The sequence below is a fragment of the Myxosarcina sp. GI1(2024) genome (genome assembly GCF_053543375.1).
The window spans coordinates 1761017-1781662 of record NZ_JBKGTY010000001.1; the positions used below are offsets into that span (position 1 = coordinate 1761017).

The 20646-nt window shown below is 41.3% G+C and carries 16 protein-coding genes and 3 pseudogenes; 3 read left to right on the top strand and 16 right to left on the bottom strand.

Features of this window, described 5'->3' with window-relative positions; all coding sequences use genetic code 11:
• Window positions 1-142: 142 nt before the first annotated feature.
• From ACLFKQ_RS08415 to ACLFKQ_RS08435, 5 genes and pseudogenes are all read right to left on the bottom strand, one after another.
• Window positions 143-838 (bottom strand): annotated as a pseudogene (locus ACLFKQ_RS08415) (IS1 family transposase).
• Window positions 839-916: 78 nt separating this feature from the next.
• Window positions 917-1660: pseudogene (locus tag ACLFKQ_RS08420) on the bottom strand (IS481 family transposase); the annotation flags it as partial.
• Between the two features lie 20 nt (window positions 1661-1680).
• Window positions 1681-2037 carry a hypothetical protein gene (locus ACLFKQ_RS08425; protein ID WP_448999337.1) on the bottom strand — a complete coding sequence of 119 codons (357 nt, stop codon included), beginning with the start codon at window positions 2035-2037 and terminating at the stop codon, window positions 1681-1683.
• 247 nt (window positions 2038-2284) lie between these two features.
• Window positions 2285-3610 carry an ISNCY family transposase gene (locus ACLFKQ_RS08430; protein ID WP_448998174.1) on the bottom strand — a complete coding sequence of 442 codons (1326 nt, stop codon included), beginning with the start codon at window positions 3608-3610 and terminating at the stop codon, window positions 2285-2287.
• 83 nt (window positions 3611-3693) lie between these two features.
• On the bottom strand, window positions 3694-4608 hold the full coding sequence (locus ACLFKQ_RS08435) for a transposase (RefSeq protein ID WP_448999338.1): 915 nt from the start codon (window positions 4606-4608) through the stop codon (window positions 3694-3696).
• Window positions 4609-4738: 130 nt separating this feature from the next.
• Here ACLFKQ_RS08435 and ACLFKQ_RS08440 point away from each other — a divergent pair.
• Window positions 4739-5110: pseudogene (locus tag ACLFKQ_RS08440) on the top strand (IS701 family transposase); the annotation flags it as partial.
• A gap of 18 nt (window positions 5111-5128) precedes the next feature.
• Here the strand turns inward: ACLFKQ_RS08440 and ACLFKQ_RS08445 are convergent.
• The 9 genes from ACLFKQ_RS08445 to ACLFKQ_RS08485 form a co-directional block, all read right to left on the bottom strand.
• On the bottom strand, window positions 5129-6394 hold the full coding sequence (locus ACLFKQ_RS08445; protein WP_448999339.1) for an IS701 family transposase: 1266 nt from the start codon (window positions 6392-6394) through the stop codon (window positions 5129-5131).
• A 108-nt stretch (window positions 6395-6502) separates the two neighbouring features.
• Window positions 6503-6868 (bottom strand): hypothetical protein, encoded by a 366-nt coding sequence (locus ACLFKQ_RS08450; protein WP_448999340.1) that lies wholly within the window; start codon window positions 6866-6868, stop codon window positions 6503-6505.
• Between the two features lie 362 nt (window positions 6869-7230).
• Complete coding sequence (locus ACLFKQ_RS08455; RefSeq protein ID WP_448999341.1) at window positions 7231-8886, bottom strand: NAD(P)/FAD-dependent oxidoreductase; 1656 nt, start codon at window positions 8884-8886, stop codon at window positions 7231-7233.
• 302 nt (window positions 8887-9188) lie between these two features.
• Entirely contained in the window at window positions 9189-11378 is a 2190-nt protein-coding gene (locus ACLFKQ_RS08460; protein WP_448999342.1) for a putative bifunctional diguanylate cyclase/phosphodiesterase, read from the bottom strand.
• A 234-nt stretch (window positions 11379-11612) separates the two neighbouring features.
• Complete coding sequence (locus tag ACLFKQ_RS08465; protein WP_448999343.1) at window positions 11613-13628, bottom strand: ribonuclease catalytic domain-containing protein; 2016 nt, start codon at window positions 13626-13628, stop codon at window positions 11613-11615.
• Between the two features lie 78 nt (window positions 13629-13706).
• Window positions 13707-13922 (bottom strand): 30S ribosomal protein S18, encoded by a 216-nt coding sequence (gene rpsR / locus ACLFKQ_RS08470; protein ID WP_448999344.1) that lies wholly within the window; start codon window positions 13920-13922, stop codon window positions 13707-13709.
• 21 nt (window positions 13923-13943) lie between these two features.
• Window positions 13944-14138, bottom strand: a complete 195-nt coding sequence (rpmG, locus tag ACLFKQ_RS08475) for a 50S ribosomal protein L33 (RefSeq protein ID WP_448999345.1) — start codon at window positions 14136-14138, stop codon at window positions 13944-13946.
• A gap of 51 nt (window positions 14139-14189) precedes the next feature.
• Window positions 14190-14726 (bottom strand): RDD family protein, encoded by a 537-nt coding sequence (locus ACLFKQ_RS08480; RefSeq protein WP_448999346.1) that lies wholly within the window; start codon window positions 14724-14726, stop codon window positions 14190-14192.
• A gap of 39 nt (window positions 14727-14765) precedes the next feature.
• Window positions 14766-16004, bottom strand: coding sequence for a bifunctional sterol desaturase/short chain dehydrogenase (locus ACLFKQ_RS08485; RefSeq protein ID WP_448999347.1), 1239 nt, complete (start codon window positions 16002-16004; stop codon window positions 14766-14768).
• Between the two features lie 228 nt (window positions 16005-16232).
• Between ACLFKQ_RS08485 and ACLFKQ_RS08490 the strand changes: the two genes are divergently transcribed.
• Window positions 16233-17708: a glycosyltransferase gene (locus ACLFKQ_RS08490; protein WP_448999348.1), complete on the top strand. Its 1476-nt coding sequence runs from the start codon at window positions 16233-16235 to the stop codon at window positions 17706-17708.
• Between the two features lie 30 nt (window positions 17709-17738).
• Here ACLFKQ_RS08490 and ACLFKQ_RS08495 read toward each other — a convergent pair whose 3' ends face one another.
• Entirely contained in the window at window positions 17739-18068 is a 330-nt protein-coding gene (locus tag ACLFKQ_RS08495; protein WP_448999486.1) for a WD40 repeat domain-containing protein, read from the bottom strand.
• Window positions 18069-18223: 155 nt separating this feature from the next.
• On the bottom strand, window positions 18224-19186 hold the full coding sequence (locus ACLFKQ_RS08500; RefSeq protein ID WP_448999349.1) for a ribonuclease Z: 963 nt from the start codon (window positions 19184-19186) through the stop codon (window positions 18224-18226).
• 247 nt (window positions 19187-19433) lie between these two features.
• On the opposite strand from ACLFKQ_RS08500, the gene ACLFKQ_RS08505 reads away from it, so the two are divergent.
• Window positions 19434-20579 (top strand): SpoIID/LytB domain-containing protein, encoded by a 1146-nt coding sequence (locus ACLFKQ_RS08505; RefSeq protein ID WP_448999350.1) that lies wholly within the window; start codon window positions 19434-19436, stop codon window positions 20577-20579.
• Window positions 20580-20646 lie beyond the last annotated feature (67 nt).

Sequence of the window (20646 nt, forward strand, 5' to 3'; positions counted from 1 at the left end):
TCGTCATAGCAGATCGAGAAGCTTGAAAATTAGTTGGTGTTTGAGCTTAATTTTCTGGCGGTTACTTCAAGCTAGAATACACTTTCGACCATCAGAGTGTAGCAGTTTTAAAAAATACGGCATTGCTGAATTAAGACATGAATCAATAAGGAACGGGAACATCGAAAAATCTGAGATAGTGAATTAGCTGTCGGATTGAATGCTTGAGCATCTCAACTGATGTTTGAATAACAAAGCGTTTTGCGGTGTAATCGAGCTAAATAATGTCTCAGCCTGGTGTTTTCTCCTTCAACTCTGGTCATATAAGTTTTACAAATTATTTGGTCGCCGTCGGGAATAAAACCAGGATATACTTTCCAGCCATCGGTAACATAGAAATAACACTGCCATTTTTGGACAATCTCCCAGAGTGGTTCAAAAGTTTCGGAACTGCGATCGCCCAAAACCCACCCTAAAATTCCTGGTCTGAAGTGATCTACTGCTGTCCAGAGCCAAATCTGGTTTTTTTCTGACCAACAAAGGTTTCCAATTCATCTAATTCTCCTACTTGTGGAATTGTTTCTGGCTCATAAGCATCTGCAAGTAATCTTCCAACTTCTCTGACCCCAGTAATGATGGTGGTATGGTGGACTCCTTTGACTCTTTCTATGGCTCTAAAACCCATGCCGTTAACATACATTTTTAAGCATTCACCCTTAGTCTCTTCTGAATCGCCACGACTGGTTTCGTAATCAGTAATGAACTGGCGATCGCAATTGACACAAATATAATTTTGTTTTCCTTGTCTGTTTTTTCCATTCTTTCGGATGTGTTCCGATTTACATTCTCGACATTGCATGATTTTTCGCTAATTCATATTTTAATTATGCAACGCCGGAATTACATTCTCGGCTACAGTTGGTAATTCAACCCTTCCAATAGCTGAGGGGGGTAAAGTTAATTGTTGGGCGAGAGCTTCAATACGGTCGGCTCTTTTTTGAGTATTGGTTTTTTTGAAACTACGATAACTATGGAGAGGTATGGGTTTTCCTATAGGTGCGTAAGGACCATAACGACGGTCTTGATGTTCTACATAAAGCTCATGGTCGAACAACCCCCACCACAAGATTACTTTTTCTCCTGCTAAATCGGGTTCGACTTCATAGGCTACCCCCTCAACAATAATCCGCGCATCTATCCCTACCTTGCGCTTTTCAGGTTCTCTGGTAAAGGTACAAAATCTCTCCCAACTGCACATTTGCCTAATGCCATCTTTGGTTAGATTAGAGAGCCAATCTTCAATCCTAGAATGGGATTCTCTTCTGTGAGGTTGTTTATTGTAGTAAAGCAAAAACTGCATGAGCCGAGTATTGGCTTCGGTCACGGTTTCTGGTGGGTGGAGATGATAGAGAGTTTCCAACATCTCTTTAACGGTGCGGAAAGGTCGCTCTACTTTGCCTTTGGCACGGGCTGTAACTCTTCTACCATCTTTTCCTCTAGGGACATGGGTGCGTACTTCTATTCCCAGATAATTCATGACTTTCTGGAAAACCCGACTGCGAGCAATTGGTCCGTTGTCTAGGTAAATCATTGAGGAGATTCCTTGAAAAAGAAATTCTTGATTATCTTTGGCAGACATGGCATTGAATAAGAATTTTAATGCTGCTCCTGTATCTTCCCCCTGATTGACTGACAAAACTTTTAGGAAATATTGTAGGAATATGTTTGAACCTTAAACTCCAACTGAAAAAAGCGTTGGTTATGTTGTTTAAGTGATGCCATTGCAGGAGTCGGGTCTTGATTACCACAGAAGGTCACAGAACGAATTAACTTCCAACCATTAACAACTGCAGCTTTGACCCAATCCCAACCAATACGGAAATAGCTATTGCCACGAAACCAATGAGTATCAACCCATCGTCGTTTACCGCTATCGACTACCTCAACGCCTTGTGCGCTAGTATAAAGAGTAGCTACAGCCAAAATAAACCATAAGCGGCATAAAGCACAGACATCTCGAATCATGGAACGTTGAATATTGCACCCAGCAATTCTCATTTTGAAACCTGAACGGAAGAAAATAGAGGGTAAAAGATAAAAATTGGGAACTTGTTCGCGAAACTTTTTCGCGAACAAAGTCGAAGAGTTAATTGATTGTGAGTCAAAGTAAGCTCCGGAGCAGCTATCATCCCTGAGCAAGTTCGTTTTGAGCCATGAAAAAGCCAAGTAATACTTGGAACAACCAGCTATTACTTTGTAGAGCTATAAGGGGCGCGAATTGGTTCAGGTTCAACAGTCGCGAAATTTAGCTAGAGTTAACCCCGTCAGGTGCTTTTCCCTCCCTCAGCATAAACTCGAACAAAGTCTGCCAACTCTCAAACCATAAATATCTGGTCAGTGCCCGAAGCTCGTTGAAGAAGGTTTGGCGAGTAACCAACATGGAGCGAACGGCACGATAAGTGATGTGGATTAAATCCAGAGTGGTGTGGAAGAGATAGGCTAATAAATTAAGGCAAAATAGAAGTTCTGCCTGGTGGTTTTGACCGTGACCAAAATTATGTTCGAGATGATAAACCTTAGTTTTGAGAATATTATTCCCTTCATTTTCTACCTTCCAGCGTGCACGAGCAGCAGTGACAATCTCGGACACATTCTGGGCATGAATTTCATGGCAAGTAGCAAAGGCATTGTAGTATAGAGTTTTCTGGTTGCTGGTATCTGTTACCGTCACCTCACACCAGTTTACGTCCAGGGCTGGTTGGGTGGCTCTGAGGGGAATTTTATTCACAAAACGATAGTGATCAGACAAACGCTTTCGTCCATGGAACTCAATCTCGGTCAGAGTTTGCACTTCACCGACTCGTTCGAGGTAATCCACCCAGTCATAAACTTCTGGATGGGAGCTTCGCTTACAGACGAAGATAAAATGATAGCCATGGTTCAAAGCCTTTTCACAGATGGGTTGGTTACAGTAGAGGTCATCCCCAAGTAAAGTTACAGGCGGGTCTTGTGGCTCACAGGCATGGGCAGCAATCCAACGCTTGGCAGCAGCGTTTTCACAATCTTGTTTGTCGTGACCATCTTGGGGAGTGATGAATTCAGGTTCTAAACTGATGACCTGTGGTCGTCCTGGAGCCACTAATACTGGTGTTACAGCAGCGTGAAAATAGGTGGTGCTGCCGTTTTTATGTGTCTGATGGCAACAGTGACAGCAGTGAATCTTCTTGGACGAGAAATATTCAGTGCCATCGAGAGTCAGTAAAAATTCTCCACCAAAGCACTGATAGGGCTTGAGATTTCCCGTTTTTGACAAACCGTCATAGACGGAGCGAAAGACCCCAAACACCGTTGAAGCTGGCACCGGGTCGAGCAGGGTACGAATCTGATTATCACAGGGGATGCGCTCGATCCCAAACAGACTAGCCGCATTATCTCTCCCTTTCTGGGTTTTCATCAAGCGTTGATGGTCTAAAAATGACCTCGATTGCATGAAAAAGACCGAAAAAGCACTTTTTATCGCTTCTTCAACCCTATATTTGGTGTTATTGCCCTGTTTTCTTTCATCGGGCAGCTCATCTAACTCGTCGGTTAGCATCGATAATAATTCAGGCATCCCTATTGCTAAACCCATGTTGCCACTCCAGCGAAGGTTAATGCCTTTTACTTTAAGCTAATTGCCCCTTCTTGTTTTAGTTCTCTATGTTGAATAGAGAACTAATTCCCAATTCTTCTGCTTGTAACGATTCTGGACTGGGTTTCAATGTCATGAAATCTTAAAATGAGAATTGCTGTATTGCACCCTCCTGACTGGTCATCTAAAAAGTTTTCTTCGATATCGAAACGTAATCCATATTCAGCAAAAGTTTGTAGTGTGGTTTTTTCGTCACTCACAATTGCCCAAAGTTCTCCATTGACGTTATTACGACCAATAATTACATGAACTATGCCATAAAATTCCCCTTTGTGAATTCGGACATTATGTAGGCAAATTGCCTCTCCAAGAGCAAGATGAAAGCTTTGAGATTGACACCAATTGCCACGCCAAATCCAAGTATTACTTTTGATTCGGATACGAAAGTGCCATCCTAACTCGACAGTCAACATTTTCATTAACTCAGTATGCACAAAGCCCCTATCAGCTAGCAGCACTACCTTGACTGATTTTGCTAGTCTGGCTGGTGCTTGTTTGAGCATTTCTCGATAATCCGAAAATGAAATGCTAGCACTTTCGTGTTTCATTACCCTCCAGATTACAGGTAAAGCTCTGCCACGATGAATTACGCAGAGGCGGACTAAACAATATTCATCCCAAAAAAGCGAGGTGTCTAATGCCAGAAAAATACTTTCTTCTTGCCAATTCGCCAAAGCTGTCTTGATTAATGGTTTGTACAGACGATGAACATTGATTCGAGGATTATTTAACCATCTCTCTATTCTTCTTTGTCTGCTTTGGGCATATTTTCCGCGACAAGGAATATATATTGACCATTTTGTCAGATTTACGCTGTTTGTATCTATCAAAGCAATTATCATCCAAATGCAAGTTTTGAGATGGCATAGATGTGACCAGTTCACTGGTTGAGAAATCCATTGACCCAAGGCATTATAAAGACGGGAGTTTTGATTCACAGTATTCTGAAATTACGAGTAGTGTCTAATCTCAGAATGCTGACTCCCCTTGCCGTTTGTCAATCCTGTAACTTCCTACTGCTTCTTGATTTCAAGACTTGTATTCTTCTCTTTTGTCAGTCAATCAGGAAACTGGATTGAATATGGATTTAAACAAGTTAAAAATGAGTTAGGATGGGCTGATTTTAGACTAACAGATTATCCCAGTATTGAGAGATGGTGGGAATTAATAATGAGTGCTTATTTATTGGTGAGTATTCAAGCAAATTATTTTCAACTAGAAACAGTTAAAGCTAATGAAATTCCTCATCAGGGCAATTTTGAAGAAAATAAACCTCTGGAAATGTTCTTATTGCATCCTTGGTGGGAAGCTGGAACTAATTGGAAGAGTGCGCTGAATAATTTAAGATTAATCATTCAACCCTACATCTTTTATTGCCTACTTCACCCTTGGTTAGAAATTTTCAAAATTCCTCGAATCAAACAAGATTTTAGAGAATTAACGGTACTTAAACAAAAATCAAGCCCAAACAAAGCCCAAACTAGCTTTATAAGCTACGAATACGTCGCGATTTTGGTTCAACCATTGGACAAAACGATAAGATATACCTGTACGAAAAGCTTCTAATGCTTCAGGAAATGTCTCCAAAGGTTTGTTCGCCCAACGTCTTCTTAAACCTCCAGTAAGCTTATGCCAAAGGATAAAAGTATAGGCACAAAAAACTAGAATAAAATGTCTTTCCAAACTCTTCTTATCTCTAACTTGATACTCTTTTAATCCTAACCATCCCTTGGCTTCTCGATAGAAAACTTCTATCCAGTTTCTCTGAGCATAAGTTTGAACTATCCATTGCTCGGTTACTATTTCTCCCTCAACATTTGTGAGTAAGTAGTCAATATCTTCAGCATCTTCAAAGATTGGTGCACTCATGACGATAGCTATTTTTCTGATTCCTTCTAGCCTTGATATTTCTGCTTCTATTATTGCTACCCAGACGGTTCTAGGTTTTTCACCCTGGATTTGAATCTCCTTAAATTCCTCATCAGATAACCATTGAGCATATTCATCTACTCTGATTTTTTCTAATTGATTTGATGGAGTTTTAACCAAAATATTACGATTTTTAGCGATTCCTCCTATATACTTTAATTTCTTTTTTTCCAGTTCGAGTAAAACAGTTGTGTTGTTACCATAGGACGAATCTATTAATACTAGTCCTGGTCGATATCCCCTCTTCAAACTTTTATCGATTAATTCTAAGGCTAAGGTGGGTTTTTTCTTGAATTCTCTGTCTTTCTTTCCTTCGGGCAACGAATTACCATGTTGATATAGTTCTATGTCTAAAGGTAAGCTTTTTTGGCCATCATATAGATGAGTTGTTACTACAACATTGCCATTATCTGTTTTCCCAATTTCCCCAATATATTGACGACCTACTGCTGCGGTAAAGTTACCACTTTTTCTATGCCCAGAGTCATCAACAATTAGACTAAATCCCTTACTGATTCTCGTTTGATTACACTTGTTCATCACTTCTAAGCGACGTTCATTTATCTTGTTCGCTGACCAAGTTGCTTCAGTTAAGAAATGGTGTAATTTGTGGTATGTGACCTCTACTGCGTCTTTAGCCATTTGAGATACATTTTTTCGCTCACTTTCCCCTAATAATCCTCCTAAATAATGTCTGAATTCCCTTTTTTGCGCTTTAGTTCTCAGTAAATCATCAAACTTTTGACACCATCTATCGAAACAGGGAGGCATGGCTGCGGGAGTAGTTTCTTTCATAAAGTGCGATCGGGCTTTAGAATAATGTTAAAGTTAATCAGCAAAGGTATTCTATAGAGGGATTATTTTATGTAAAGCTATTCATCTAGTCTGACCAATCTAGAATTATTATCTTCTCATTTCCACTAAGTCTTCGTTTAAGTCTCTAATTTCTCCATAGTCATGGCTGAGATCTGCGAAAAATGTACCGCGGACTTTAATTGTCCCTTCTTGCTGTTGAAACCATAAGGTATCAATTCCAGTATTGCCAGCAAATGGACCTTTTTTTTCCAACCAGTGTAGGACTAAAACAGTTCCTCCTTCAGGATGGTTGCCTCGTGCGAGACATTTAAATACGCCCTCCTCATTTCCACAAGGGGTTGCATATTCTCCCCCAGTTTCGTCAAGAAAGATCGCTATGGGTTGCCAATTGTCTTGATGGCTGCGAAATTGCGCGCTAATTTTTTTGGCTCTGAGCCACTCTGGTACCGTCATTGACTAAATATCTCCTCACAAAATGTTTATGTAGTTTTTTATTTACAGCAAGTAGTATTCAGACTGATTGAGTACTCTTGGCAACAAACGCTGGCATATCAAAACGCTAGAAGTATACTTGACCAACGGTCACCGGAGGCTTACTCCGAAAGCAGCCCGCGAAGTGGGCAAGTGTCGCTAGATTTGGATTGAGATATAAATACAGTCCTCGAAAAGGGCAACGCCTTTGAAAAAGCCGTGGGAGCGAAGCTCCCGTACTTCGAGCTTTGCTGGTGCAGCCGTCCGTCAGGCTCCGTCGTCGAAGGCGCGGAGTAATCTCTGACTAGTTGGTATAGTGCTGTAAACTAGACTACTCAATTTACTCAAACAAAAAGTTGGACGCGACAACCTAATTCCTTTGTCGATTCTTCATTAGCTTGATTTTGGACGATGTAGGGATTTAATTCTAAGTGATTGTTCAGGTAATTAGATAAATAAACTTCAATTTGGGTAACCATTAGTTCGTAGTCTTGCGAAGATTGTTCTTCGATCGCTTTATTATTACCTACCGTAATTTCTGCTTGTCGCATAATCTGCCAGAGCTGTTGTTGAAATGACTGATAGACTGGATTGAGAATTCCCCAAACGTTAGTATCGGCTAATGTGTAATCAGAATTGATATGTTGATTGAAGTGGCGACGAGCATCGATTTCTTGAAAACGCTGAATAATTTCGATCGCCCTGGGATGATTGAACGACATATAAACTAGCTGATTGTCCCGTTCGTGAGCTTCATAAAGCTTGAAGGCAAAGTGTTCGTAATCGGCAAAAGATTGACGAGAAAAGTTCTGACTGTCAATTGCTCTTAGAGTGGTTTGAGCGGCAAAATAAGCCGTAGCAGCACCGCTAGTCAACCCGGGCGAGATTAGAGGATCGACAAAGAAAGCAGCCTCTCCAATACTCAACCAACCATCCCCGACAATTTCTTTGGCGCAGCCGCGAATGTTAGCTCGCGCTCTCAAAGGTTGATGAGTTTCATAAAGATCGCTAACTAGTTCTGCACCCTCCAGCATTTCTCCAATGGTAGGATATTTGGCAGCATAGTGCTCGAAAGCCGCCTGACGACCTCGACCAAACATATTATCGCGATCGTCTCGTAAAACTAAGCCCACACTCACTAAATCTTCCTCGGGACAGCCATGAAAGGCAGCAAGTTCTTCTTTGCTGGGTAAGGGAGTATCCGAGTCGAGCAGGCGAGCAAACATGCGTTCGGGATTGAGATTTGGTGCCTGTTCCCAAGAAGTTAGAGGAATGTACCACATCCAGCCTTCTTTAAAGCAGAAATGCTGAGTATATTCATCTCGGTTAAACTGAGCTACTTGAGACCACTCTTGACGGTTTCCGAGTCGATTGAGATTTTTGAAGTAGCCCCAAACAGCGTGGTTTTGAAAGAGAACGTTTTCTTTAGTGTAAAGACCGAAATGTTTGGCAATAACACTTGCGGGACCGCTAGCATCGACTAATAATTGGCATTTGAGTTCGTGTCTTTGGTTCTGGTAGCGATAAGCAACAGTATTGCCGCGATCGCTGAGCTCGGAGGCGGCTAATTCTACTCGTGCTCCTTGAATTACTTCTACTCCCAAACGACGAGCATTAGCAATTAACAAACCATCGAGTAAACGACGTTCTACCTGAAAAGTTTCATCGAAAGTTTCTAAAATATATTCCGACGCTTTACTTACTTCTGGTGTCGATTCATCGATGTGGAAAAAACCTAAACCGTTTTTTGGATAGAATAATAATTCTAAAGCTTCCTGAGATATACCTACAGAGCGGAGTGCTTTACAAAATCCCGATAGGGTACTCTCTCCGATTTTATATTTAGGTGTTTCTTCTCTCTCTAAAATAACAACACTTAAATTGGGACGAGCTTGTTTGAGCCAAGATGCATACAGTAATCCTTGAGGTCCGGCACCAATAACTGCAACCTGGTATTTTAGTTTAGAATTATCAATAGTAGATTTGGGGTTTGTAGTCATCACTAGTTAGATTTAATTACTTTTAATTACTTAAACAACTAGAAGATAACTTCGTTATTTTCAATTGATAATGTGGATCATACGTATGTTTTTATTCTGATTGCCAAAATAGACTAAGTAAAATTATTTATTCGATTCTAGATTTTTAAAAGCAAAATTCTTTTATTTTGATAGATAGAGCCAATTTCCAGCTGTCGCTTGCCCAAATCTACAACTTCTCGTCAGCGCCACCTCTAACTTTTGTGTATGTATCGTCTCTATGGATTGACTTCGAACGATAGAATTGAAAGTTAATTGGGTTGCTATTTAAGCCACTGTTCCAACCAGGATTTAAGAGATTGATGGTGCAGAGGACGAGAAAACAAGTATCCTTGACCGTAAATACATTGAAGTCCTCGTAATTTAACTAGTTGTTTTTGGGTTTCTATTCCTTCGGCAATTACTTTCAAACCCAAACTTTTAGCCATCATTACAATTGCTTCGACAATTTTATTATTTTTATCCTTGCTATCGAGATTTTGCACGAAAGAGCGATCGATTTTGAGAGCATCTATAGGCAGGGTGCGGAGATAACTTAGAGAAGAATAGCCAGTACCAAAATCATCTAAATCTAGCTGTACTCCCAACCCTCTTAATTGCTCTAAAGTTTTCATCGTTGCTTCAGTATTATCCATAAGCATACTCTCAGTAATCTCTAATCGCAGGCTTTCTGCTGCCAAACCCGTAGTTTCCAGTACTTGAACCAAAGACTCACTCATAAAGGGCTGTGACAATTGTTTTTGAGAAAAATTAACCCCCATAGTTAACGAAGGGTTGTTGAAACTAATTTGCCACTCTCGCAGTTGATAGCAAGCCTCTTGCAAAACCCACCAGCCCAAAGTGACAATTGCCCCTGTTTCCTCTGCTAGGGGAATAAAATCGCTAGGACAAACTAAACCCTTTTGAGGATGTTGCCACCTGGCTAGAGCCTCAAAACCTTTGACTTTATTATCGACTAGGGAAATAATAGGCTGATAGTGTAGTTTGATTTCTCCTCGATCTAAAGCTCGTCGAAAATCGGTTTCTAGCTCTAAACGGTTGACAACTTGTATGTGTAGCGTATCATTAAATAATTCATATCGGGTTTTTCCTAAAGCTTTAGCCTTGTACATGGCAATGTCGGCATTACGTAAGAGTTTTTCCGCAGAATCAGAACTGCGATCGCTCATAGCGATGCCGATACTAACGCTGGTAAAAACTTCATGAGTACCCAAACAAAATGGCAGTCTCAAACTAGCTTGAATTCGTTCTGCTAATCTCGTAGCATCACTGATGCAGGTAATGTCGTCGATTAAAATTGCAAATTCATCTCCGCTCAATCTCGCCAAGATATCACTGTCCCGTAAATAAGCTTGAATTCTTTGAGAAATTGCCACTAGGAGCAAATCGCCAAATGTATGTCCTAGGCTATCGTTAATTACTTTGAAGCGATCTAGATCTAAAAACAAAACAGCAAATTTATTATCGGGATTGCGCCGATACTTTTTCAAGGCATGAGTAAGATGATCGCTAAATAGAGTGCGATTGGGCAAACCAGTCAGAGAATCGTGCAGGGCATCATAAATTAGCTGTTCTTCGACCCTTTTGCGTTCTAATTCTGCAGCAGCTCGAGAGGCAAAAATTTTTAAAATGGCAAGTTCGAGAGAACCATCTTCTATTGGAAACTCACTGACTATGGCTAAATGTCCCAGTACTCGATCGGAAGAGTTTAAGAGGGGAACTCCTACATAGCTTTCAGCATTAAATTTGACGAAATCTAAATCTTGAGGAAAAATCTTCTGGAGGTTGCGAGGATAGTGACAGGGCATTCCACCGATAACTTTTTGGCAAGGGGTATGAGCTAGAGCATATTCATAGTTTTCACCGAAATTATCTTTGCACCAAAATGCTAGAGTACGAACCATCGGTATATCTTCTTGCAAACATTCTGTCACTAAAGCATAGTTAACCGACAGAGCACGAGTTAAATGATAGACTAAAGAGTAAAAGAAGTCTTGTCCCGTTGAAGCAGCGGTTCCTTCGGCAATGGCACGTAAAGATGATTCCATTTGCTTGTACTGGGTAATTTTAGCTTGAGCCACGATTACTTTCAACGAATCGGCATCTTGAAATTTCTCTAAATGAATTGAAAACCAATTTTTATTGTTGCCACTGCCATAGAAGTATTCCAGTTTAAAATCATTTTTTTGGGAGTTGAGAATCGCTGTTATGGCTCTGTCGAGCGAATCGACCAAAAAGCGATCGCTTTCCTCAGTTACTTTCCACAAACTTAAGTAATTATCGCCTACAGTCGCGTTTTTATTTAATAAACTAATTTCTCGATTGGTTTTCCAAGGTTGATTGATGGCAATAATTTGTCCCCTTTGGTCTACTATAGCGATTTGAGTAGAAAAAGTATTGAGAACAGCCTGAGATAATTTAACATCAACCTGAAACTGATTTGGCGATCGCATATAAATTATTTTTGGTGGTAAACCACAATGAGTAGCTCGAGATTAGTATACAAGCATATACATTAAAAATTTTTACGAGCCATTCAATAAAATTGTGAAAATTATGAATGGCAGTGCCGAGTAAACAACTAATACTGCTTAAAATAAGCGTTAGTATTTTAGCTTAAAACCAGATGAGATGACGCAATCTCGATTTTTTCCTGTTAAGAAATATTAATAATTTAACCGGTCTATTTAGCTAATGCTGGCTTGAGCTTCTGCAGGGGATATTTCTCGAAAGTGAATTTCATCCCGATGGGGATCGGAGCGAATTACCCGCATTTCTAAGCGGTCTCCCAGAGCTACTGGACGGTCGAAACGATGTGGCAGTTCCAAACCCAAGTCCTCAATTAAAATTAAGCCCAAATTGTCATCTTCTCGCAGCCAGCGCAAAACTAACACCTGCCAAATACATTCTGCATTGCGTCGCAAATATTCCAAACTCCAATAGCGATTGGTTTGGCGTTCTACCAGGCTAGCTTCATAAACCGAACTAGTAACGCTGTAAACAATCTCCTGAAGGTGTTCGCGAGTAAAGGGAAGTGATTTTCCCTTCAGATGCGCCTTAATTTGAAAATGGGCCAATAAATCGGTGTAGCGACGGATAGGAGAAGTTACCTGAACGTAACTATCCAAACCCAAACTGGCATGTCGCGTTGGGGTCATATTAATTTCGCTGCGAGGCATACAGCGGCGCATAGCACAAAAGCGTACGGGACCTGCGGGCAATAGAAGTAATTCTTCATCGGATGGTAATTCTGGCTGTTGCTGCCCTCGATATGGTAAGGGTAAACTGTTTTCCGAACCATACCTACCACCAATTTCTCCTGCTAAAATCATCATCTCTGCAACGAGCTGCCGCGCTCTAGAACTATCTAATAGTTCGATAATAATTTCTTCGTCATCTTTAACTTTGATAACTGATTCTGGCATTCTAATTTGAATCGAGCCTTGAGCCTTGCGTCGTTCTCTTCTCAGTCTCGCCCACTCTGCTAGTTCGGCAATTTCCCTTTCGTTTTTCAGCCCAAAATCTAACATCTCATCGACATCATCGTAAGTCAAACGATAGGTTGGTTTGATTAGAGTCGGTCGAATTTGATATTCTTTAATAGCACCAGTATCGTTGAGAATCACTCCAAAACTGAGAGCCGCACAGACTTTTCCCTGTACCAAGCTCATCGGTCCGGTGGCTAGCTCGTTAGGGAACATCGAAATCATTCCTGTAGGTAAATAGAGGCTAGTACTACGCCGACGTGCTTCTAAATCTAGTTCGTCTTCTGGAAAGACTAAGCGAGTAGGATCGGCAATATGAATCCACAATCTAGATGTTTTGCCATCTAGGTATTCAATGCTCAAACCATCATCAATTTCTGTCGTACTTTCGTCGTCGATTGTATAAACCTTCAGAGCAGTTAAATCCAAACGCTCTCCATTGGGTTCGGTTAAAGTCGACTGAAGACGAGTTTGCGCCACATCAAGTACCCTTTTTGAAAAGTTGATCGGAAAAGAACTACGACGTAAAAATAAATTTTCGTGTTCTTTCCACCATCCTATCTCTACCAACAGTCGAAAAGCAGCTTGAGAATCATTAGTTTTGTTAGCAGAAGCTAAGATTTCTCGAGCAATACGAGAATCATTATCGGGATCGAGTGCTAGCTTTTCTAATGCTTCTAGGCGAAGGCGGTCTGCTTCAGTCCACTGGATATTTTCCCCTGCTAAAGCCTGTTGGAGATGGTCGATAAACTCAGCCTGTTCTCGCTTTTTCTGCGCCTGTACTTCTTGCTGATGTTTGATTTCTTCTACTTGCGCTGCTGGGCGAGGTTCGTAACAGTCGCCTTTGTTTTTGAAATAAACTCTATCCTGACTTAAAAGTACGTGAGCGGCATAACAGGGAACGGAATTGCGCTCGGAAAACAAAAGCTCTGCCATCTGCTCGGGAGTAACCGCTTTTTCTTCTTCGCTTAAAATCTCCCACACTATTTCCAAACTGCTAGGATCGATATATTTTCGTACTTCAGCGACAAAGCTGGGGATATCTGAAACTTTATAGGGACCCCCACTAACTGTATAATCGACTCTTTGAGGACGTATTTTGTGAGATTGCCCTGCTTCATCGATAACTATCCAGTCTTTTTTTCCTTCTGGTCTGTCGGCAACTGCAAGGCGAGACTCGCCCTGCACTCTGAATTCAATCAGTTTTCCTTTTTCCACCAGCTTTGTACTTCAATCTAACAACTTTGCTCTTTCAGTCTACCTTTTTCTTTGGCAGATATCTGCCGCACGGAATTTTTATCCTTCTTTATTGACAAAGGGCAAAAGAGCGATCGCTCTGGCTCGTTTTACGGCTTCTGTTAAGTGCCTTTGTTGTTGAGCGGTTAAGCCCGTGATCCGCCGTGGTAGAATTTTACCTCTTTCGGTAATAAATTTGCGTAGCAATTCTACATCTTTGTAGTCGATAGGATCGCTCGGTTTGATAGGAGAAAGACGTTTGCGATAATATGCCATAGTTTTCGATCTTGATTCAATTTATTTAATTTCTTTATGAATTGTATGTCGATTACAATGAGTGCAGAATTTTTTTAGTTCCATTCTGCCCGTCGTATTGCGACGATTTTTGCTAGTGGTGTAACGCGATACGCCAGCCGAGCGCTTATCGGTGTTGGTGCGGCACTCTGTACACTCTAAGGTAATAATAATTCGTACTCCTTTTTTGGTTGCCATAGTGTTTAAATAAAGATTATTTTTAGGCTATTCTCATTCGCACGCAAATTACTATTTTTGCATATTACGCCGTAGTTGAGCAACTATTTTTTTGAGTCGCAGATCGAGGGAAAAACCTCTTTTAGTTTGAACGATAGTAGTTTGAGCGAGACGGTCGTGAAGCGCCTGATTATAGTTTTCATCGACAAATGCTAAAGCGCAATCGACTAATAGGGGTGCAAGTAGCAACAACATCGACAAGCCATTCCTAAAATTAATTTGTAATCCGAGCATAGCTAGCACTGCAACGATACTTATAATCCCCTCTCTTTTAAACAAGCTAACTAGATCGGGAACGCGGTTAAAACGAGGATCGATCACTTTAACATCTAAAGCCCATCTTCCTAAGCTTTGACCCTGATTTTTATCCACGAGTAAGACTCGCATTACCAACCAAGCCAAAATAAATACTAGCCACTGTAAAGCCGCCCCAAAAAAAGAACTGATAAACCAAACAGTCAGAAAATCAATCCCAAAAGCTCCAATTCTTCTGTCAACTGGTACTTTAGGAAAACGCCCGTAGCTAGAGCTAGTTTCTAAATCGTACATTATTGTCGTTCAAACCATCCTACATAGTTTTAATTGTATCTAGAGTCGCTCGCGATTAAGGCACTCGGATTTACTAAAACATTTAAAGTAGAGTGAATTACAAAACTCTTTAACTGGAAAAAAAATCAGAGTCAGGGGATTAATAGTAACGATGATATTGCGAAAATCTCTTGTTGCTTGAGCGATAATTTGTTTGGCTACCCAATCAGCAGACATTACACCGATGGGGTTGAGATTACTTTTAAACGGTCCTAAGACTAATTTGCGAATTACACAAGGGGCATCTAAGCGGCGCATCGTTACCAAACTGCCCATCGCTCTTTTACTCAGTTCGTATAAGGGACTAAAAGCAGGGTTGACTTCGGCTTCAGAGGTATTAACCCAGACCTCTTTGTTAACCAAATCGCGATCGCTCTTTACAGTCTCAAAAAATAATTCTATCAGCCGTAAACCAGAGAAAGTATTGACCTGATAGGATTTGGTGATCGCCTCTGGGGTTCTAGCTCCGTGGACATTGATGCCGTGATTGACAATTAAAATATCGACTCGTTCCAATTTAGCGGCAATTTCGACTTCGCGATCGGCCTGCCAGACTATAGTTTCAACTGGGATTTCTCTTCCTGCCACATTTATGGTAACCCCGTTATTGGAAGTTGTTAAAGCCATAACCTTGGCTTGTTGAAGGTGCAGTTGAGTCAGTAAAGCTCTGCCCAAAGTTCCAGAAGCACCAGTAACCGCAACTCGTTTATTTTTTAACGATAGAGCCGTACCCAGTAATTTATCTACGATAGTCAAAGTGCCACTAAAATAGGCATTTTGGTTGTCAAAATGATGCCGCCAGTGATAGGAACGATTGACAAACCAACGAGATGGTAAGCTAGTTAACTCACCTGGACGATGAGTGAGATCGGTAAATTCATCTGCATGGGGAATGCCCAAACCACGAGCGATCGCGCCAATTAAAAAGGTGAAACTGTATAAACAACCAGCCCAGACCGCCCACTCTGGAGTTACATGATAATTGCGAGCGATCCCCCAGGGCAACAAACTAAAAACCAACATTACCAAAGATTCAGGAACGTCATTATACCAGTGAGCTTGGCGATAAATGACATTGCTGACGGGAGATAAATCTCGGCGAAAAACACGATGATGCCAAACGTGAAGGCGATATAGTGGTTGCCAAAGGTGGGAACAAGTATGATAGATATCTCGTACTATTTCTACCCAGAGAACGGAACTTAGGGCTGCCGCCAACCCTGTCACGAAGTTAACCATAAAGCAAGTTTTTTTATTATTACTTTAATTTAAGTTAAAGTTATTAAAATACTGGTATTACTGCTTAAATTTAGCTTAAAAACCCCTGCTAAACCAAATCAAAGTCAGACTGAATTTCGATTATTTTTGATAAATATTAAATTTTAGTCAAGAAAATTTACATTTTTAGATACAATTAGAGCAAAGATTGCCCTACATGTATTAAAGAAATCGAGCGCGATAAAAATTATGGCAGAGAATTACTGGCGAAACCAAGAATCAGACTCAACGGGTCGCGGCAAGATGGCTTGCCGCGCTGCCGCTGAGCGTTGCTCAAATTTCGACCAAATTAACTCTCTACTTTCCGAATGGTCAGACTTAGAAGGGGAAGCCGAAGCATTCAGAAGTGTTTTTTTTGAGGGATTATCGGGGCGCAGACGCAAGGCAGCTTTTTTACTGATGAGTGTCTGGACGGTTACGATTTTCATTCATTTAGTTACTTGGGGATATTGGTTAGCGGTAGGTATCACCGGCATAGTTGGCATTCAGATTCTCAGGTATTTATTTGCCAAACCACAAGCAATGCCGCAATTACTATCCGATGGAAAAATGGGTACCGCTCCAATGGTATCGCTGATAGTAGCTGCCAAAAATGAGGAAGCCGTAATTGGCAAACTGATTGAGATGCTATGTAGTATGGACTATCCTCCTGAAAAATACGAAGTTTGGGCAATCGACGACCGCAGCACCGACAATACTCCAGCTATTTTAGATAAACTAGCTGAGAGATATCCTCAGTTAAAGGTTGTGCATCGTGTTGCTAATGCTGGGGGTGGTAAATCGGGAGCATTAAATCAAGTCTTACCCCAGATGCAGGGAGAAGTTATTGGTGTCTTCGATGCCGATGCTAAAGTTACCAAAGATTTGCTGCGTTGGGTCGTACCAATGTTCGACGATGAAACTACAGGGGCGTTACAGGTAAGAAAAGAAATCGCCAATGCTGTAGACAACTTCTGGACCAAAGGTCAAGCGGCAGAAATGGCAGTAGATAGCTTTATGCAGCAGCAGCGTATTGCAGTAGGGGGAATTGGAGAATTGCGCGGCAACGGTCAGTTTGTCAGGCGAACTGCTCTTATAGGCTGTGGTGGTTGGAACGAAGAAACCATTACCGATGACCTCGATCTGACCATTCGTTTGCATTTAGACAAATGGAAGATTGATTTTTTGTTAATTCCTGCTGTAGAAGAAGAAGGAGTTACCAAGGCCAGATCCCTCTGGCATCAGCGCAACCGTTGGGCAGAAGGAGGTTACCAGCGATATCTCGATTACTGGCGTTATATTTTCAGCCAGCCAATGGGATTTGGCAAGAGATTCGATCTGCTGTGCTGGATGCTACTGCAATATATTTTACCTGCAGCTAACATACCCGATCTGATTATGGCGACCGCACGACATCGCTTACCTCTATTCGGTGCTTTAACTAGTTTGCTATTTTCTTTGGGCTTTATCGGTATGTTTCAGGGGATAGTTCGCATTCGTGGCGATCGCCACAACCTCGGTTTTCTGGAGATGCTCGATGTTACTTGGCAGGCATTAAGAGGTATAGTTTATATGGCTCACTGGCAAATAGTCATGCTTAGTATTACTGCCAGGATGTCAGTCCGCCCTAAAAAGCTCAAGTGGGTTAAAACGATTCACGAAGGTGGTGAAAGACAAAACTTTTAGCTGTAGAGAAAATAGAGATGTTTGTTATTTTTAGGTCGCTTTTAAATTCAACCAGCTTATTAAGTTATTTCCCTGCCAATAAATTAGAGTAGCTATGCTAAATACACCTAAGAACCACAACCAAAAATAGTTGCGTGGTGGCATTCGCCAAAAGCGAATTTTTCCATCGCCACCAATAGAGACTAAAAACTTACTGTCTGGACTGAACGTCATGCTATGTATGCTAGATTTATGTCCCCGAAGTGTCTGTAGCTGTTTTCCATCTTCTATCCGCCAAATCCTAATGCGATCGTAGCTTTTAGGTTTAAACGAAAAGCGCGGCGCACCAACAAAGAAGCTACTATTTGAGAGACTGTTTATTAAACAAAAATTAAATGCTTGTGTAGGTTGGGTTAGGCGAGTATTTTTCTAGAATTACTCTTATGATTTGCTATTCGCCGTAACCCAACAAAATTAAACGTTATACTCGTCTTAAGATTTACTTTATAAACAATCTCTTAGTTGAGATAAAGTTTTTAACTCGCAACTTTTATTTTTTTCTTCGCTTCTCTACGTCGGGGAACTTCGTAGGTATAAAAATCGTAAGCCAGTTTGGTGTTGGGAAAAATTGCCCTTGCTTCTTGTTTGAGATCCTCTAATTGTATGGAATTGCCAGGAGCGTAACGAGGACTAAAATGAGTTAGAATCAATTTTTTTACCTCTGCAAGTAATGCCACCTGCGCCGCCATAGTTGAAGTAGAGTGCATCCTCTCAAAAGCCATGTCTGCATCCTGGTGGGCAAAAGTTGCTTCGTGAATCAAAACATCGGCATCTCGCGCTAACTCTACTGCTGCCTCACAGAATACCGTATCGGTGCAGTAAACTACTTTTCTTCCTATTTCTGGTTCGCCGCAGAGCTCATTACCGTTAATAATGCGACCATCTTCTAAAGTTACTACTTGACCCTGCTTTAATTTGCCATAAATCGGACCTGGAGGAATTCCCAGAGCTTTAGCTCGCTCGACATCAAATCTTCCCGAACGGTCTTTTTCGACTATACGGTAGCCATGAGCGGGAATACGATGTTTTAATAACCGACAGCCAACGCTAAATTCGTCGTCTTCATACAGTAAGCCAGTTTTAACGGTGTGTACTCGCAGACGCGAACCCAAGTTCAAGCAGGAGTATTTAGCACCTGTTTCGAGATATTCTTTCAAGCCTTCAGGTCCATAAATATCGATCGCTTGAGCGTTGCCAGCCAAACCACCAGAAGCAATTAAGCCCAGCAAACCATAAATGTGATCGCCATGCATATGAGTAATGAAGATGCGTCGAATTTGGGAAGTCTTAATTTCGCTACGTAATAATTGATGCTGGGTTCCCTCTCCGCAGTCGAACAGCCACACCTCAGCGCGTTGAGGCAGACGAAGGGCGATACTAGATACGTTGCGCGATCGCGTCGGTACTCCAGAACTGGTTCCTAAAAAGGTAATTTCCACTATTAACTATTAATTTAATTTCCGGTCTCGAGAACTATCTTTCTAATTCATGATAACAATTAGTCTGGTTCTGCTCCGAGGGATTGCTTTACAGACATTTCATATTCTCGATTTTTACTTGACGGATCGCTAAAAAATAGGAAACACTATTAACTTGATATGCATCTATCTTTATAATTATTTATCTAGATCGATTGATTTTTATTCAGTCCAGCTTTAGTTTTTTTTGAGGAGATTTAAGCTACTAATGAGACCCCAAAACTTGAATTTAATTGCTGCTATATCGAATCGGTTATCCCTCGCTCGCGGCTCTTCTTGGATACTATCTTTACTACACTGGTTGGTTTTAATCTTACCTGCCCAAGCAGTGGAACTAAGAGTAGCTATTGAAAAAAATGCCAATCGCATTAAAGTAGGAAGTTCGACTACAGCAGTAGTTAGGGATGGCGCAGGAAATTCCCTTGGCGAACTGACTTCCATGGCTGCTTTGGCAGCAAAAACCAACGGTAGTGGAATCGCTCTCAATCGCCTCGAGGCAGGAGAATTAGTTATCGAACCTACCGATCGTGGTTATGTCTGGATTGGCGATCGCTGGTATCGAGGACGAACTCGTTTGATTCGTCAGGGCAATAGCTTGACGGCGATCAATCACGTGGATTTGGAACATTATCTGTATAGCGTTGTCGGTGCCGAGGCGATTTCTACTTGGCCGATTGAAGCTTTAAAAGCTCAGGCAGTGGCAGCTCGTTCTTATGCTTTGTACAAGCAAAAAACTGGTAGTAATGGTATTTACGATCTCGATACGACCATTAGCACTCAAGTTTATAAGGGACTCAATAGCGAATATACTACCACTCACGAAGCAGTGAACGAAACGTTGGGGCAAATTATGACTTACAACAATCAGGTTATCTTAGCTGCTTTTCATTCCTCTTCGGGTGGTCATACGGAAAATGTAGAAGATATTTGGACTTCTCCTCTACCCTACTTGAGAGCGGTAGTAGATTACGACCAACAATCTCCGGTATTTGAATGGAATCGAGTCGTTCCAGTCAGCAGTATTATGAGTCTGGTTGGGGGAGTCGGTCGTATTACTAATTTGGTACCAGAAACCATGACTCCCCATGGTCGGGTTGTCACGATGAAAGTCATTGGCGATCGCGGTACGACTGTGGTTGAAGGAGCAGATTTACGTAAAACCCTCGGTTTACGCAGCACTTTATTTCGAGTAGCTACTGATGGCAATAAGTTGCGAATTCGCGGTCGCGGTTTCGGTCACGGTTTGGGTTTGAGTCAGTGGGGTGCATATTATTTGGCAAAACAGGGAGTTAGCTATCATCAGATTTTGAGTCATTACTATCAAAATGCCAATTTAGCCCGACTCGACCGATAATCATCAGTCTGACATTTTAGAAAAAAGCGGACTAAAATAACTTTGATTACTACAAACTCAGTTTGCC

Excerpts from the sequence above, each read along its gene's own strand:
- ACLFKQ_RS08425 (WP_448999337.1), bottom strand. The coding sequence starts at position 2,037 with ATGAGAATTGCTGGGTGCAATATTCAACGTTCCATGATTCGAGATGTC.
- ACLFKQ_RS08490 (WP_448999348.1), top strand. The coding sequence starts at position 16,233 with ATGGCAGAGAATTACTGGCGAAACCAAGAATCAGACTCAACGGGTCGC.
- rpmG (WP_448999345.1), bottom strand. The coding sequence starts at position 14,138 with ATGGCAACCAAAAAAGGAGTACGAATTATTATTACCTTAGAGTGTACA.
- ACLFKQ_RS08485 (WP_448999347.1), bottom strand. The coding sequence starts at position 16,004 with ATGGTTAACTTCGTGACAGGGTTGGCGGCAGCCCTAAGTTCCGTTCTC.
- ACLFKQ_RS08460 (WP_448999342.1), bottom strand. The coding sequence starts at position 11,378 with ATGCGATCGCCAAATCAGTTTCAGGTTGATGTTAAATTATCTCAGGCT.
- ACLFKQ_RS08480 (WP_448999346.1), bottom strand. The coding sequence starts at position 14,726 with ATGTACGATTTAGAAACTAGCTCTAGCTACGGGCGTTTTCCTAAAGTA.
- rpsR (WP_448999344.1), bottom strand. The coding sequence starts at position 13,922 with ATGGCATATTATCGCAAACGTCTTTCTCCTATCAAACCGAGCGATCCT.
- ACLFKQ_RS08505 (WP_448999350.1), top strand. The coding sequence starts at position 19,434 with ATGAGACCCCAAAACTTGAATTTAATTGCTGCTATATCGAATCGGTTA.
- ACLFKQ_RS08455 (WP_448999341.1), bottom strand. The coding sequence starts at position 8,886 with ATGACTACAAACCCCAAATCTACTATTGATAATTCTAAACTAAAATAC.
- ACLFKQ_RS08450 (WP_448999340.1), bottom strand. The coding sequence starts at position 6,868 with ATGACGGTACCAGAGTGGCTCAGAGCCAAAAAAATTAGCGCGCAATTT.
- ACLFKQ_RS08445 (WP_448999339.1), bottom strand. The coding sequence starts at position 6,394 with ATGAAAGAAACTACTCCCGCAGCCATGCCTCCCTGTTTCGATAGATGG.
- ACLFKQ_RS08430 (WP_448998174.1), bottom strand. The coding sequence starts at position 3,610 with ATGGGTTTAGCAATAGGGATGCCTGAATTATTATCGATGCTAACCGAC.